At 68.9% G+C, this 14137-nt stretch carries 13 protein-coding genes; 8 read left to right on the top strand and 5 right to left on the bottom strand.

The window, feature by feature from the left end; genetic code table 11:
- Window positions 1–7: 7 nt before the first annotated feature.
- The 4 genes from MRBLWH11_RS20295 to MRBLWH11_RS20280 all read right to left on the bottom strand — a co-directional run bounded on the left by MRBLWH11_RS20295 (window position 8) and on the right by MRBLWH11_RS20280 (window position 3439).
- Complete coding sequence (locus MRBLWH11_RS20295) at window positions 8–496, bottom strand: SprT-like domain-containing protein (RefSeq protein ID WP_341946229.1); 489 nt, start codon at window positions 494–496, stop codon at window positions 8–10.
- Between the two features lie 45 nt (window positions 497–541).
- Window positions 542–1069 carry a hypothetical protein gene (locus MRBLWH11_RS20290; RefSeq protein WP_116634476.1) on the bottom strand — a complete coding sequence of 176 codons (528 nt, stop codon included), beginning with the start codon at window positions 1067–1069 and terminating at the stop codon, window positions 542–544.
- A gap of 223 nt (window positions 1070–1292) precedes the next feature.
- Window positions 1293–2153, bottom strand: a complete 861-nt coding sequence (locus MRBLWH11_RS20285; protein ID WP_341946228.1) for a fused MFS/spermidine synthase — start codon at window positions 2151–2153, stop codon at window positions 1293–1295.
- 29 nt (window positions 2154–2182) lie between these two features.
- The gene (locus MRBLWH11_RS20280) at window positions 2183–3439 is read right to left on the bottom strand and encodes an LCP family protein (protein WP_116634478.1); all 1257 of its coding nucleotides are present in this window, start codon (window positions 3437–3439) and stop codon (window positions 2183–2185) included.
- 179 nt (window positions 3440–3618) lie between these two features.
- Between MRBLWH11_RS20280 and MRBLWH11_RS20275 the strand changes: the two genes are divergently transcribed.
- The 5 genes from MRBLWH11_RS20275 to MRBLWH11_RS20255 are packed head-to-tail and all read left to right on the top strand — an operon-like array spanning window position 3619 to window position 9114.
- Window positions 3619–4905 carry a sugar ABC transporter substrate-binding protein gene (locus MRBLWH11_RS20275; RefSeq protein WP_341946227.1) on the top strand — a complete coding sequence of 429 codons (1287 nt, stop codon included), beginning with the start codon at window positions 3619–3621 and terminating at the stop codon, window positions 4903–4905.
- A 15-nt stretch (window positions 4906–4920) separates the two neighbouring features.
- Window positions 4921–5895, top strand: a complete 975-nt coding sequence (locus tag MRBLWH11_RS20270) for a sugar ABC transporter permease (RefSeq protein ID WP_116634480.1) — start codon at window positions 4921–4923, stop codon at window positions 5893–5895.
- A complete protein-coding gene (locus MRBLWH11_RS20265; protein ID WP_116634481.1) occupies window positions 5892–6725 on the top strand; it encodes a carbohydrate ABC transporter permease in 834 nt (277 codons plus the stop codon). Before MRBLWH11_RS20270 ends, MRBLWH11_RS20265 begins: the two co-directional genes overlap by 4 nt.
- Window positions 6722–8233 carry a glycoside hydrolase family 3 N-terminal domain-containing protein gene (locus MRBLWH11_RS20260; RefSeq protein ID WP_341946226.1) on the top strand — a complete coding sequence of 504 codons (1512 nt, stop codon included), beginning with the start codon at window positions 6722–6724 and terminating at the stop codon, window positions 8231–8233. The genes MRBLWH11_RS20265 and MRBLWH11_RS20260 overlap by 4 nt, the downstream gene beginning before the upstream one ends.
- Before the next feature lie 14 nt (window positions 8234–8247).
- Entirely contained in the window at window positions 8248–9114 is an 867-nt protein-coding gene (locus MRBLWH11_RS20255) for a MurR/RpiR family transcriptional regulator (RefSeq protein ID WP_341946225.1), read from the top strand.
- 159 nt (window positions 9115–9273) lie between these two features.
- Here the strand turns inward: MRBLWH11_RS20255 and MRBLWH11_RS20250 are convergent, their stop codons facing one another.
- A complete protein-coding gene (locus tag MRBLWH11_RS20250; protein ID WP_116634484.1) occupies window positions 9274–10194 on the bottom strand; it encodes a sugar kinase in 921 nt (306 codons plus the stop codon).
- Between the two features lie 166 nt (window positions 10195–10360).
- On the opposite strand from MRBLWH11_RS20250, the gene MRBLWH11_RS20245 reads away from it, so the two are divergent.
- The 3 genes from MRBLWH11_RS20245 to MRBLWH11_RS20235 all read left to right on the top strand — a co-directional run bounded on the left by MRBLWH11_RS20245 (window position 10361) and on the right by MRBLWH11_RS20235 (window position 14125).
- On the top strand, window positions 10361–12034 hold the full coding sequence (locus MRBLWH11_RS20245; protein ID WP_341946224.1) for an ABC transporter substrate-binding protein: 1674 nt from the start codon (window positions 10361–10363) through the stop codon (window positions 12032–12034).
- An 86-nt stretch (window positions 12035–12120) separates the two neighbouring features.
- Window positions 12121–13125 (top strand): ABC transporter permease, encoded by a 1005-nt coding sequence (locus MRBLWH11_RS20240; protein WP_116634769.1) that lies wholly within the window; start codon window positions 12121–12123, stop codon window positions 13123–13125.
- A gap of 34 nt (window positions 13126–13159) precedes the next feature.
- The gene (locus tag MRBLWH11_RS20235) at window positions 13160–14125 is read left to right on the top strand and encodes an ABC transporter permease (protein WP_116634486.1); all 966 of its coding nucleotides are present in this window, start codon (window positions 13160–13162) and stop codon (window positions 14123–14125) included.
- Window positions 14126–14137 lie beyond the last annotated feature (12 nt).

Below are 14137 nucleotides of genomic sequence, written 5' to 3'. Positions count from 1 at the left end.
AGCGCGGTCAGCGCGGCATCTGGGCGGACAGGCGTGCGTCGGTCGTGATCTCGCGGCGCGTCCAGGAGAACACGTACCGCGGGTCGAAGGTGCGCGAGCACCGCGCGCACGAGGTCGCTCTCGTGGGGCGGCGGTGGCGATACGTGACGTGTCCGGCCGGGCAGCGGCCGACCCACGGGGCGAGCTCGACGGCGGTCTCGCCGCGGTGCGTGGTGCCGCCGACGTAGCCGAGGTCGCGTGCGACGCCCTTCCAGGCCGGGCCGTGCGCCGCGGTGTGCCCGGCGAGGGCATGCGCGACCTCGTGCAGAAGCACCTGATGGATCTCGTCGTCCTCGAAGCGGGCGGCGAGATACCGCGACACGGTGATGCGCTTCTTCGTGTAATCGCACAGTCCGGCACGGCGCTTGGCGTTGTCGAAGCCGAAGGACCAGCTGTCATCCAGATGCAGCCTGATCAGTGCCTCGCCCCAGATGCGCACACGGTCAAGTTCGGCCATGCGCCCAGGGTAAGCCATGCCGCGGACATCGGGGCCGAGGCCTGCTCAGCCCGCGACGAGCTGCGTGGAGCGGCGCCGCTCGGCCGCCTCGATCGCGAGCAGCGCGGTCTCCAGATCGCGATCCTCCGCGCCGGACTCCCGCCGCAGGAACAGCGAGCGCTTGAAGCTCTCGCGAGCCGTCTCGTAGTCTTCCGCGTCATAGGCGTTCTTGCCGTGGTGGTGATGCGCGAACGCCGCGATCGACACCCAGCGCTGACCCTCCGCCTCATCGGCGCAGGTCGCCAGCTCCTGCTCGGCGGCGGCGTACGCGCCCCGGTACTGGAGGATCGTCGCGTGCAGCACCCGCGCACGCAGCACGTCCTTCCGGGTGCCCGCCATGCGCGCCTGCCGCACCGTCTCGTCGGCCAGTCGCAGTGCCTCGTCGAGCCGATCGAGCACCTTCAGCAGCCACACGCGCTCGAGCAGCGCGGGGAGGCTGCGCTGCGATTCGATCTCCGCGAGGCGCACCGCGCACTCGTCGAGATCGACCAGCTCGCGGAGGGTCTCCTGGTCGTATCCCTGGATCAAACTCATTGCTCTCCTTCCGCAGCGTCCCCGTTCAGTCTGCCTGGCGGTCGCGCGCTCCCCGGGGCGGCGCGCCCCGCACGTCGGCATCCGCTCTCCGGGATGTCCTTCTCGGGCACGATCTGCGGAGCCTGTCCCGATTCGCGGACGTTCCGGGCGAGAACATCCGCAGATCGTGCCACCATCCGCAGATCGGGACGCCGCCGATCCACGCGGCGGCACCGGTGGGCGCTCAGCGCAGGAAGAGCGACGCGTCAGGGCGCGGGGATGCCACGGCGTCGGCATCCGTGACCACGCGCGCGCCCTGCACGAAGGCGTCGACTTCGGCGCCCTGAGCGATCTTCGCGGGATGCGGACCGGCCGCCAGCATCCGCGGAAGCCACTCGGTCGGGAGCGGAGCAGCGGATGCCGCGATCACGAGGTTCCCGAATCGCCGCCCCTTCAGCACCTGCGTGTCGGCGAGGATGCCGATCTCGGGGAGCACCTCGGCGATCGTGGCGGCCTGACGCCGGGCGAACGCGAGGCCCGGCCCGTCCGCGACGTTCACCAACAGCACACCGGCCGGAGCGAGGAGTGCGGCGAGCTCGCGGTAGAACTCGATGCTGGTGAGGTGCGCAGGCGTCTGCGCGCCGGAGTAGACATCGGAGACGACGAGGTCGCAGTTCTCCTGCAGGGCGGCGGGGAGCCGGCGGACCCCTTCCCGTGCGTCGCCGATGCGGATGCGGATGCCGGCGCCCTTCGGGAGAGGCAGATGCTCTCGGACGAGCTGCGCGAGCGGCGCCTCGAGCTCGATCACCTGCTGTCGCGAACCGGGACGCGTGGCATCGATGTAGCGGGGGATCGTCAGCGCTCCCGCGCCGAGGTGCACCGCGGTGAGAGGGCCGGGAGGCAGCTGATCGATCACCGCGCCCATGCGCACGATGTACTCGAAGTGCAGGTGGGTGGGGTCGTCCAGATCGACATGCGACTGTGGAGTCTCGTCGACGACGAGCTCGAATCCGGTGGTGAACTCGCTCGGCACGATGCGGGCGATTCCGCCGTGATCGAGGCGGGCCTGGGGGTGCTCGGTGTCCCGCGATCGCATCCGTCCCATGCGCACGAGCCTACGCCCGGGCGCTGCGGTCAGTTCTGCCTGCCGTTCGCGCAGGTCTCCTGATCCGCGGTCTGGCCCGAGACGCTCGGGGCGAGCGGGGCGCGGGTGGCCGGGGCGTCGGTCGAGGGTGTCTCGCCCTCCGGAGTCTCCTCCTCGGTCCCGGGCGCCGGATCCACGAGCTCGACGCCCTCATTGGTCGTCACGTCGCCCGTGATCTGCACGGCCTGTCCGGCGCGCAGCGCGGCCCAGATCGTCTCGGCCGCGTCGTAGTCGGGCACTCGTCTGTCCTCGTCATCCGGGTCCACGAACACCGGATACTGCAGGAACGCGAAGTCCGAGAAGGGCACGTCCTTGACCGAGAGGGCCAGCTGGGCCAGGCGGATCGGGTTGGAGAGCTCATCGCTCGGCTCGATGTTGTCGACCACGGTGTTGGCGAGGCCGAGCAGCTTCGCCGGGTCGGTGAGGACCTCGTCGCTCATGATCTTCTGGACCAGTCGCGACATGTACTGCTGCTGGTTGGAGATGCGGGCGAGATCGCTGCCGTCGCCGACACCGTGTCGCGTGCGGATGAACTGCAGTGCCTCGATGCCGGACACCGAGCGCATGCCGGCGGGCCAGTCGATGCCGGTCTGCTCGTCGCGGATGCCTTCGCCGCCGATGCAGACCTCGACGCCCCCGATCGCATCGGTGACCTCCATCACGCCGTCGAAACCGATCTTGGCCGCGAAGGGGATCTCGATGCCGGTCAGATCGGTGACGCTCTTCGCGACGCAGGAGAGGCCGGCGCGCTGGTAGATCTCGTTGATGGCGGAGTAGTCGGTGGCCGAGGCGACCGATCCATCCGCCAGGGTGCACTCCGGCGTCGACATCATGAGGTCGCGGGGGAAGGACACCACGGTGACGTTCCGCGGCTCGGCGGAGACATGCACGAGCAGGTTGACGTCGTTGAGCACGCCCCCGTCCGCTTCCGAGCAGCGCTCGCCGAGCAGGCCGGTCGAGACCTCGCCGCACTCGTCGGTGCCGATGATGAGCATGCTGAACTCACCGGGGTAGGCGTCGATCGTCGGCGGCTCGACCTCGGGGGCATCCTCCAGGGTCACGGCGCCGTCGCCCATGCGGTTGACGAGGTCCACGACGACGAATGCGACGACGGCGAGCGCCGACGTGAGGACGATCGCCAGCACGATGCCGGTGATCTTCAGGAACCGCGGGGCGGCGCCGCGTGTGCGCGTGTCCGCGTGGCGAGCGGCGGTGGATCGGTCGTCGTCTCGGGAGCGTCTGGGCATCCGGTGAGCATACCCACGGCAGTGCACGACCAGCCGAGAAGGTGCAGGGAAGACCGATGTTACGGGCGCGTGACGATTGTGAGAGTAACTTGCAGCGAATTAGTTAGTCGTGGATACTTTTTCCTATCCGGTGAGCACCCGATGCCCGCCAGGAGAAATTTCGAAGAGGAGATCCCCTGATGCACAAGCGCATTCTTCCGGTCGTGGCGCTGGGCGCCGCGGCCACGCTCGGCCTGGCGGCCTGCGCCGGCGGTGCCACCGAGAGCGGCACCGACGGAGAGGGCCAGGAGCTCACCGTCTGGATCATGAAGGGCACCAACCCCGACGCGACCGCCTTCTACGACAAGGTCTCCGAGGCCTTCGAAGATGAGACTGGCGCGACGGTGACGATCGAGGAGATCCAGTGGGCCGACGCCCACGATCGCTTCGTGACCTCCATCGCCGGCGGCACCACCCCCGACATCGCCGAGACCGGCACCACCTGGACCGCCGAGTTCGCCGACGCCGGCGCGCTCGAGCCGCTCGACGAGTACGTCGACGCGGAGAAGGGTCTGCGCGACGACCTCGTCGAGGGCCTCGCGGTCGCCGGCACCTACGACGACGCGCTCTACGGCATGCCGTGGTACGCGGGCGTCCGCTCGATCGTCTACCGCACCGACGTGTTCGAGGAGCTCGGTCTCGAGGCTCCGAAGACGTGGGACGACATCGTCACCGCAGGCGAGGCCATCAAGGCCGCGAAGCCCGAGATGCTCCCGTTCCCCGTCGCCGGCGACGCCGAGTTCCAGGTCTACCCCTGGGTCTGGGGCGCAGGCGGAGAGATCGCCACGCAGGACGGCGGCGAGTGGACCAGCGAGCTCGACAGCAAGGAGTCGCAGGCCGGCATCGAGTTCTACACGGGCCTCGCGACGCAGCACGGGTTCTCGTCGGCCGGTGCCACCACCTGGAAGGAGACCGACCTCCGTGACGCGTTCACGCAGGGCAACGTCGCCATGATGCTCTCGGGCTCGTGGACCCCGAAGGCGCTCATCGAGGCGAACCCCGACCTCGAGGGCAAGATCGGCGCGGCGGTCATCCCCGGCGAAGACGGCGGCATCGCTCCGTCCGTGCTCGGCGGGTCGCACCTCTCCGTGTTCAACACCACGAAGAACGCCGACCTCGCGTGGGAGTTCGTCAAGCTCATGACCACCGGCGAGTTCGCCGAGCAGTGGTCCAACGAGACCGGCTACTTCCCGGGCGTCCAGTCGGCCATGGAGGAGGCCCTGGCCTCGACCGACCCGCTCGTCGCGCCGTTCGCCGAGCAGATGGTCGACGGCGGAGCATCCGTCCCGGTCACGCCGAACTTCGGAGCCGTCCAGGCGAAGAAGACGACCAACGCCATGATCCAGGCCATCCTCAGCGGGCAGAAGGACGTCGCGACCGCGACGAAGGACGCCGCCGCCGAGATGACCGAACTGCTCAACCAGTAAGGAAGCATCCCTTCCATGTCGATGGTGCAAGCGCCACTGCCGACCACGAAGGCGGAGTCCACCTCCGCCTCCGTGGTCGGCGGCCGGCCGAAGCGGGGCGTCTCGCTCCTCAAGGCCCGCCCCTGGCTCCTCCTCGCTCCCGGGCTGATCATCCTCGCGGTGCTCATGCTCTGGCCGCTCGTCCAGGTCGTCATCTACTCTCTGCAGGACTACGGCCTGCGCGAGATCAACACGGGCGAGAACAACTGGATCGGCCTCGAGAACTACGCCGAGGCGCTCACCAACCCGACGCTCTGGACGGTGGTGCTGCCGAACACGGTCGGCTTCGCGGCCGTCGCCGTCTTCGTCACCGTGGCGGTCGGCACGCTCGTCGCCCTGCTGCTCGCCCGCCTCGGCACCACGTGGCGCGTCATCGTGTCGAGCTGCATCATGGTCGCGTGGGCGATGCCCGCCGTGACCGGCACCTATGTCTGGACCTTCATCTTCGATGCCGACCGCGGCATCTTCAACACCGTGCTCAAGGACCTGGGTCTCATGGACGGCTCGGTCAACTGGTTCACGAACCAGTGGTCGTTCTATGCCATCGTTCTCCTCAACGTCGTGCACCACGGATTCCCGTTCGTCGCGATCACGGTGCTCGCCGGTCTCCTCGGCGTCTCGAAGGAGATGCTCGAGGCGGCGGCCCTCGACGGCGCCGGCGCCTGGCGCCGCTTCTGGAAGATCATCTTCCCGACGCTCAAGCCGGTGTTCTCGGTCGTGATCATCCTGTCGACCATCTGGGACTTCAAGGTGTTCGCGCAGGTCTATCTGATGCCCGGCGGCAGCGGAGGCAACCGCTCCGTGCTCAACCTCGGCGTCTGGTCGTATGTCGAGTCGTTCGGCCAGAACCGGTACGGCTTCGGCGCCGCTCTCGCGGTGCTGCTGACGCTCGTCCTGATCGGCATCACGATCGTCTACATCCGCTCCCTCATGAAGGAGGACGAGCTGTGAATCCCCGCGCTTCGCTCCGGTCCCGCATCGGACTCGGCATCGCGGTCGCCGCGGTCCTGATCTTCACGCTGTTCCCGGTCTACTGGATGGTGTCGAGCGCCTTCGACAAGAAGGCGTCCAGCGGTGGGCAGTCGCTGCTCCCGCAGGAGTTCACGTTCGACAACTTCGCGTTCGTGCTCAACGAGGGCGGCTTCGGAACCTTCCTGCGCAACTCCGCGATCGTCGCCCTCGTGACCGTCCTCGTCAGCGCCCTCGTCTGCCTGCTGGCGGCGGTCGCCGTCGCGCGCTTCCGCTTCAAGTTCCGCACCACCGTCCTCATGATGATCCTCGTCGTGCAGATGGTGCCGCTCGAGGCCCTCGTGATCCCGTTGTTCCTCCAGGTGAAGAGCCTCGGACTGCTGAACAGCATCCTCGGCCTGATGATCGTCTACATCGCCCTGTCGCTCGCGTTCGGCATCTGGATGCTGCGCGGCTTCGTCGCCGCCGTCCCCGTCGAGCTCGAGGAGGCCGCGTACATCGACGGCGCGAGCTGGTGGCGCATGTTCCGCTCGATCCTGCTGCCGCTGGTCATGCCCGGCCTCGTCGCGACCAGCATCTTCAGCTTCATCACGGCCTGGAACGAGTTCATCTTCGCGATGACGATCCTCGGCGCCGAGACCGACCAGTACACCGTCTCGATCGGCCTGAAGTCCTTCTTCGGACTGTTCTCGAACGACTGGGGCAGCATCATGGCCGCCTCGACGATCATCACGGTTCCTGTCATGATCTTCTTCGTGATCGTTCAGCGCCGCCTCGCCTCCGGCATGGTCGCGGGAGCGGTGAAGGGATGAGCATCGAACTCGAACGTCTCGCCAACGGTGTGCTCTGGCCCGGGTTCCTCGGGACGGAGGCGCCGTCCTGGCTCCTCGACGAGCTGCGCGACGGTCTCGCCGGGGTGGTCTACTTCGGGCAGAACGTCGGCGACGGGCTCGCAGACCTGAGCGACGAGATCCTCGCCGCCAACCCCGATGCCCTGATCGGCATCGACGAGGAGGGCGGAAGCGTCACCCGGCTGGAGTCCGCCTCCGGCTCGACCGTCCCCGGCGCCGCGCAGCTGGGCCTGCTCGACGATCTCGTCGCCACCGAGCGGACCGGCGCCGAGCTCGCTCGGCGCGTGCGTGCCGTCGGCGCGAACGTGATCCTCGGGCCGGTCGCCGACGTCAACACCGACCCCAGCAATCCGGTCATCGGCGTGCGCGCGTTCGGGGCCGATGAGGACCTGGTCTCCCGGCACGTCGTCGCGACGGTCGACGGCATCCAGGACGGCGCGGTCGCCGCGTGCGTCAAGCACTTCCCGGGTCACGGCGACACGCACGTCGACTCGCATCATGCGCTGCCCGAGATCTCCCTCGACATCGAGGAGTTCGAGCGCGTGCACCTGGAGCCCTTCCGTGCCGCGATCGACGCCGGAGTGGATGCCGTCATGACGGCGCACATCGTCGTCCCCGCCTGGGGTGAGGCGCCGGCGACCCTGAATCCCCGAGTCCTGGGGATGCTGCGCGAGTGGGGCTTCGACGGCGTGATCATCACCGATGCGCTCGACATGGCCGCCATCCGCGAGACCGTCGGCATCGGAGGCGGGGCGGCTCTCGCGCTCGCCGCCGGCGCGGACCTCCTCTGCATCGGCAATCCGACCAACCCCGGCGCGGCCGCGTTCCCCGACCAGGACCGACGCGACTTCCTCGCCGCCCGCGACGGCATCGTCGACGCCCTGCGCGACGGATCGCTCTCACGGGAGCGGGTCGAAGAGGCCGCTCGGCGGGTCGCCGTGCTCGCTGCACGGCTCCGGATCGCCGCGGACGGGCAGCACGAGACGACCGAGGAGTTCGACGCGGCCGAGATCGTCCGTCGCGTCGTCTCGTTCACAGGTCACGCCCCGGCGGCGGCATCCGGACTCGCGGTGATCGACGCGCGGCGCCGATCGTCGCTGGCGGTCGACAGCGCCGCGGGCTACGTCTCCAACGCGCTCGCCGCGGACGGCTTCCGCGTGCGGCTCGACGTCGCGAGCAATCCGGTGGCCGAGCAGGACCGAGTCCTCGACGAGGCCGCCACGGCGGCCGGGACCACCGTGGTCCTGATCGATCGGCCCGACGCGGATGCCGCGCAGCGCGCGCTCGTGGAACGTGCGGCGGTCCGCGACCCGCAGGCGGTCGTCGTGAACGTCGGCCTGCCCGCTCGGCATCCGCTGCCTCTGCCGACCGTCGAGGTCGCGGCGGCCAGTCGACTCGGCGCCCAGGTCGCGAGGGAGACCCTGCTGGGTCGCTCCGCCCCGCCCGAGAGGGTCGACGCCGCCGGCTGAGGCGGGATCCGCCGATGGACGCCGACGTTCTCGCACTGGTGCGACGCTCGCTGCCGAAGCTGAGCGCGGCCGAGGCGCGCGTCGCGGAGACCATCCTGGGCGACCCGACGCTCGTGATCGACCTCGCGATCAACGATCTCGCGAAGCTCTGCCGCACGTCGCTGTCGACGGTCGCGCGCTTCGCGCAGACGCTCGGCTACAGCGGGTATCGCGAGCTGCGGGTCGCCGTCGCGCGCACCGTCACGCTCGCGCAGGCTCAGCAGGCGCGGTTCGGGCTCGACAGCACGACGATCGACCCCGAGGACGAGCCTCCCGCCATCGCCGCCAAGCTCGCCGCGATGGAGATCGACGCGATCGAGAAGACCGCGCTGGCGATCGACGCGGCCGGAATCGATCGCGTCGCGAGGGCCGTGGTTGCGGCCCGGCACATCGACCTCTTCGGGCAGGCCGCCTCGTCCCTGACCGCGCAGGATCTGCAGTTGAAGCTGTCCCGCATCGGCTGCTCGGTGTCGCATTCGCCCGACCCGCATCTCGCCGTGACGACGGCGTCGCTGCGTACGAGCGACGACGTGGCCATCGCGTTCTCCCACGGCGGGGAGACCCTGGAGACGGTGCGGGCCCTCGAGGTCGCGCGAGACGCGGGCGCGCTCGTCGTCGCCGTCACGAGCGTGGCCGACTCGACCCTCGCCCAGGTCGCCGACGTGGTGCTGCTCACCCATGCGCACGAGTCGCCGTTCCGGATGGCGGCGATGTCGAGCCGCATCGCCCAGCTCGCGCTCGTCGATGTGCTGTTCGTACGGGTGGTGCAGCACCGCGGCGAGCCCGTCGCCGTGTCTCTCCAGCTCACGCACGACGCCGCAGCCCCGCGCCGCCGTCGCTGACAGATCCCGGGCGTCGAGCGAGGAGCGTCGGCGACGAGACGAAACGTGCCCCGTCTCGGTCGTTGAGCGAGGAGCGCCAGCGACGAGACGAAACGCGATGAGGCGGGCGGTGGGCGTTTCGTCTCGCTGGCGCTCGCTCAACGACCGGTCGACGGCGGGTCAGTCGACGTGGTCGCGGGTGCTGGCGAGAGCGCGCGTGGCGATGCGGTGGCCTCGCGCGAGGCTCCCCGCGAGCGAGAGACCGGTCAGCACCCCGGCGAGGAAGCCGGCGGCGAAGGCGTCTCCGGCACCGATGGTCTCCACGACCGGTACCTCCAGTGCGGAGCTCTCGGCGCGTTCGGCGCCGTCGAACGCCACCGCGCCGTTCGCATCCGTGACCAGGAGGTACCGGGGCTGCGGGAACAGTGCGCGCAGCCGATCCGGATCGCCGGCCCCGAACACGGCCTCGGCGTCGGGGCGCGAGCAGAACACGACATCGGACCGGCGGGCGAACTCGCTGATCAGCGCCCTGCCCTCCTCCTCGCGGGCGCGCCACAGCGCCGGACGCCAGTTCACGTCGAAGCTGAGCAGTCGATCGGGGCGACGATCCGCGAACAGCGACTCCTGCGCGGCACGGGCCGACGGCGAGAGGGCCGGGGTGATCCCGGACGTGTGCACGAGCGCCGCCTCGGCGAGGAGAGCGGATGCCGCGGGCGATTCCAGCGTCTGGGGCGACAGGTCTGCCGCGGCGGACCCCGCACGGTAGTAGTGCATCGTCCCGTCCACGGCGCCGTCGGGTCGAGGCGCGAGCTCTTTCACGTAGAGTCCGGTCGGAGCATCCGGATCGATCTCCACCGCGGAGTCGTCGACGCCGTGTCGGCGCAGCTCCGCCGTCAGGAACCGCCCGAACCCGTCGTCGCCCACGCGTGAGACCACAGCGGTGCGGATGCCGGCCGATGCCAGCGCGATCGCGGTGTTCCACTCCGCGCCCGCGAGCGAGCGGTGGAAGGTGCGGTTGTCCTCGAGCGGGGCCGCGAGGGCGGGGACGAGGGAGACCATGCCCTCACCGAAGCAGACGACGAGAGGGGAGGAGTCGGGCACGATGTGGACACTACCGGATGACACCGAGTCGCGAGATGTCGATACCGGATCGCAACATGCGGGTGTTTGGTATCTGAGAATTCACTGGGTAGCGTCGAGGAATCACCGTGTCCGGGGCGAAGAGGCCCCGGAACGTGCAGAAGCGCCCTACAGGGAAGGTCACAGAATGCACCACACAGTCACACGTCGGCGAGGTCTCATCGCCGTCACCGGAGCAGCGCTCGCCGCTCTCGTCCTGGCGGGATGCGTCGCCAGCGAGCGGGGAGACGACGGTGGAGAAGGATCCGGAGATGTCGACGGCACCTTCGTCTTCGCGGCATCGTCCGATCCGGCCAGCCTCGACCCCGCGTTCGCTCAGGACGGTGAGACCTTCCGCGTCTCCCGCCAGATCTTCGAGGGCCTCGTGGGCACGGAGCCCGGCACCGCAGACCCCGCACCGCTCCTCGCCGAGTCGTGGGAGTCGTCCGAGGACGGCATGTCCCACACCTTCACCCTCAAGGAGGGCGTGACCTTCCACGACGGCACGCCGTTCAACGCCGAGGCCGTGTGCTTCAACTTCGACCGCTGGTACAACTGGACCGGTCTGGCCGCGTCCGAGGCGTTCGGGTACTACTACAACAAGCTCTTCAAGGGCTATTCGTCCAACCCCGAGGAAGCGGTCTACAAGTCCTGCACCCCGGACGGCGAGGGCAAGGTCACGATCGAGCTGAACAAGCCGTTCGCCGGCTTCGTCGCCTCGCTGTCGCTGCCGTCGTTCGGCATGCAGAGCCCGTCGGCGCTCGCCGAGTTCGGTGCAGACGAGGTCGGCGGCTCGGCCGAGGCCCCGCAGCTCTCCGAGTACGCCATGGGGCACCCGGTCGGCACCGGCCCCTACCAGTTCGACGAGTGGGCGCCGGGTGAGCAGGTCACCCTGAAGGCCTATGGCGACTACTGGGGCGACGCCGGACAGGTCGACGAGATCATCTTCCGCACCATCGACGACCCGACCGCCCGCCGCCAGGCGCTGGAGTCCGGTTCGATCGACGGCTACGACCTCGTCGGCCCCGCCGACACCAAGGCACTCGAGGACGACGGCTTCACCATGGTGTCGCGCCCGCCGTTCACGATCCTGTACCTGGCGTTCAACCAGGCCGTGCCGGCGCTCCAGGACCCCAAGGTCCGTGAGGCGCTGTCGTACGCGATCGACAAGGATGCGCTGATCAGCCAGGTCCTCCCCGAGGGCACCAAGAAGGCGATCGAGTTCGTTCCCGAGGTCGTCAACGGCTACAACCCCGACGTCACGACCTACGAGTTCGACCCGGAGAAGGCCAAGTCGCTTCTCGCCGAGGCGGGCTACACCGAGGCCAACCCGCTGAAGCTGGACTTCAACTACCCGGTCAACGTGTCGCGCCCCTACATGCCGGACCCCGAGCAGATCTTCACCGTGCTGTCCTCGCAGCTCGCCGAGGTCGGCGTCGAGACCACCCCGGTCTCGGAGGAGTGGGTCGAGTACCTCGACCGCACCACCGGAACGCCGGACCACGGCATCCACCTGCTCGGCTGGACCGGTGACTACAACGACACCGACAACTTCGTCGGCGTCTTCTTCGGTCAGGAGAGCTCCGAGTGGGGCTTCAACAACCCGGAGCTGTTCCAGAAGCTGGCCGAGGCACGCGGTGTCTCCAGCCTCGACGAGCAGACCCCGCTCTACGAGCAGATCAACGAGGATGTCGCGCAGTTCATCCCCGGTGTCCCGCTCGCGCACCCGGCGCCGACCCTGGCGTTCGACCCGCGCGTGAAGAGCTACCCGGCCAGCCCCGTGAACGACGAGGTCTTCACCGACATCGTCCTCACCAAGTAGGTCTGACCATCTGAGGAGCCGTGTTCCGGTTCTCGCGCATCGCGAGAACCGGAACACGGCGTACCTTCCGATCATCGGAGATCTCTTTGCTGCGCACCATCGGCAGGCGACTGCTGTTCCTCATCCCCACCCTGTTCGGGCTCAGCATCCTGCTGTTCGCCTGGGTCAGGGCCCTCCCCGGCGGCCCCGCCGTCGCTCTTCTCGGTGAGAAGGCGACTCCCGACGCCATCGCCAGAGTCAACGAGCTCTACGGCTTCGACAGGCCGCTGCTCGAGCAGTACTTCATCTGGATCGGACGCCTCCTCCAGGGAGACTTCGGCACGTCGATCCAGACCAACCGTCCCGTGGTGGAGGAGTTCTTCCGCCGCTTCCCTGCGACGCTCGAGCTGAGCGTCATGGCGCTCATCTTCGCCGTCGGCGTCGGCATCCCGCTCGGCTACTGGGCCGCGCGCCGTCACGGGAAGCTCACGGACCACGCGTCCGTCGTGCTGAGCCTCGTCGGCATCACCATCCCGGTGTTCTTCCTGGCCTTCATCCTGAAGTACGTCTTCGCGGTGCAGCTGGGCTGGCTGCCGTCCGACGGCAGGCAGGATCCGCGAATAGACGCCACCCATCCCACGGGCTTCTACGTGTGGGACGGCCTCATCACCGGCGAGTTCGACGCGTCCTGGGATGCGATCCTGCATCTCATCCTGCCGGCGCTCGCTCTCGGCACGATCCCGCTCGCCATCATCGTCCGCATCACCAGGGCCAGCGTCCTGGAGGTGCAGAACGCGGACTACGTGCGCACCGGTCGGGCGAAGGGCGTGGGGTCGTCGACGCTGCGCAGCCGCTTCATCCTGCGCAACGCGATGCTCCCGGTGATCACCACGATCGGCCTCCAGACCGGTCTGCTCATCTCGGGCGCGGTGCTCACCGAGACCGTGTTCGCCTTCCCCGGGATCGGCTCGTTCCTCGCGAGAGCGATCTTCACGCGGGACTTCCCCGTGCTCCAGGGATTCATCATCTTCATCGCGATCGCGTACGCGCTGATCAACCTGGCGGTGGATGTCTCCTACAGCTTCATCGATCCGAGAGTGAGAGTGCAGTGATGTCCCTCACCATCGTCCGCACGGAGGCCGCATCATGAGCGTCGCACTCCCACCCGCACAGGGACCGTCGGCGGAGAGCGGCGGCGTCATCGACACCGTCGCGATCGCCCAGGCCGGTCTCAAGGACGGATCCGGAGGGTTCTGGCGCGACGTCTTCCGCCGACTCCGCCGCAACCCGACGGCGTGGATCGGCGCGGCCATCGTGCTCGCCTTCCTGCTCGTCTCGGCACTCGCACCCCTGCTCGCTCCCTATCCGGAGACGGCGCTGCCCGGTGCGAAGTTCATCACCCCGACGCACATCCCCGGTCCCGGTGAGCTGCCGGAGTTCCCGCTCGGTCTCGACCGCTTCGGCGGTGATGTGCTCTCGAAGCTCATCTGGGGAGCGCAGGCATCGCTTCTGGTCGGCGTGATCTCCACGGCCCTCGGCCTGGTGGGCGGCATGGTTCTCGGCCTGCTCGCCGGCACGTTCGGGGGATGGGTCGACACCGTCATCATGCGCGTCGTCGACATCATCCTGTCGGTGCCGAACCTGCTGCTGGCCGTGTCGATCGCGGCCATCCTCGGTCAGACGCCGTTCGCGGTGATGATCGCCATCGGAGCGTCCCAGGTGCCGATCTTCGCGCGCCTGCTGCGCGCCTCGATGCTGCAGCAGCGGTCGAGCGACTACGTGCTGTCCGCGCAGACGCTGGGACTCGGCCGCGGACAGATCACCATGTCGCACGTGCTGCCGAACGCCATCGGCCCGGTCATCGTGCAGGGCACGCTGACGCTGGCCACCGCCGTCATCGACGCGGCCGCGCTGTCGTTCCTCGGTCTCGGCGGCGGTCGCCCCGAGACGGCGGAGTGGGGCCGCATGCTCACCTACGCGCAGGCGGAGCTCGCGATCGCACCATGGCTGGCGTTCCTGCCCGGTATCTGCATCGCGGTCACCGCGCTCGGCTTCACCCTGCTGGGTGAGGCGCTGCGCGAGGCGATGGATCCCCGGACGAGGGCGCGATGAACGCCGCGAAGG

It is taken from the genome of Microbacterium sp. LWH11-1.2, from assembly GCF_038397745.1.
Classification (GTDB): domain Bacteria; phylum Actinomycetota; class Actinomycetes; order Actinomycetales; family Microbacteriaceae; genus Microbacterium.
The sequence above is the reverse complement of the archived record's forward strand: the minus strand, read 5'-3'. Positions and strand labels throughout refer to the sequence as shown.

What these genes read in the sequence shown, in the direction of transcription:
- MRBLWH11_RS20270 (WP_116634480.1), top strand. Translation starts at nt 4,921, where the DNA reads ATGTCGATGGTGCAAGCGCCACTGCCGACCACGAAGGCGGAGTCCACC.
- MRBLWH11_RS20255 (WP_341946225.1), top strand. Translation starts at nt 8,248, where the DNA reads ATGGACGCCGACGTTCTCGCACTGGTGCGACGCTCGCTGCCGAAGCTG.
- MRBLWH11_RS20290 (WP_116634476.1), bottom strand. Translation starts at nt 1,069, where the DNA reads ATGAGTTTGATCCAGGGATACGACCAGGAGACCCTCCGCGAGCTGGTC.
- MRBLWH11_RS20260 (WP_341946226.1), top strand. Translation starts at nt 6,722, where the DNA reads ATGAGCATCGAACTCGAACGTCTCGCCAACGGTGTGCTCTGGCCCGGG.
- MRBLWH11_RS20295 (WP_341946229.1), bottom strand. Translation starts at nt 496, where the DNA reads ATGGCCGAACTTGACCGTGTGCGCATCTGGGGCGAGGCACTGATCAGG.
- MRBLWH11_RS20285 (WP_341946228.1), bottom strand. Translation starts at nt 2,153, where the DNA reads ATGGGACGGATGCGATCGCGGGACACCGAGCACCCCCAGGCCCGCCTC.
- MRBLWH11_RS20245 (WP_341946224.1), top strand. Translation starts at nt 10,361, where the DNA reads ATGCACCACACAGTCACACGTCGGCGAGGTCTCATCGCCGTCACCGGA.
- MRBLWH11_RS20275 (WP_341946227.1), top strand. Translation starts at nt 3,619, where the DNA reads ATGCACAAGCGCATTCTTCCGGTCGTGGCGCTGGGCGCCGCGGCCACG.
- MRBLWH11_RS20280 (WP_116634478.1), bottom strand. Translation starts at nt 3,439, where the DNA reads ATGCCCAGACGCTCCCGAGACGACGACCGATCCACCGCCGCTCGCCAC.
- MRBLWH11_RS20235 (WP_116634486.1), top strand. Translation starts at nt 13,160, where the DNA reads ATGAGCGTCGCACTCCCACCCGCACAGGGACCGTCGGCGGAGAGCGGC.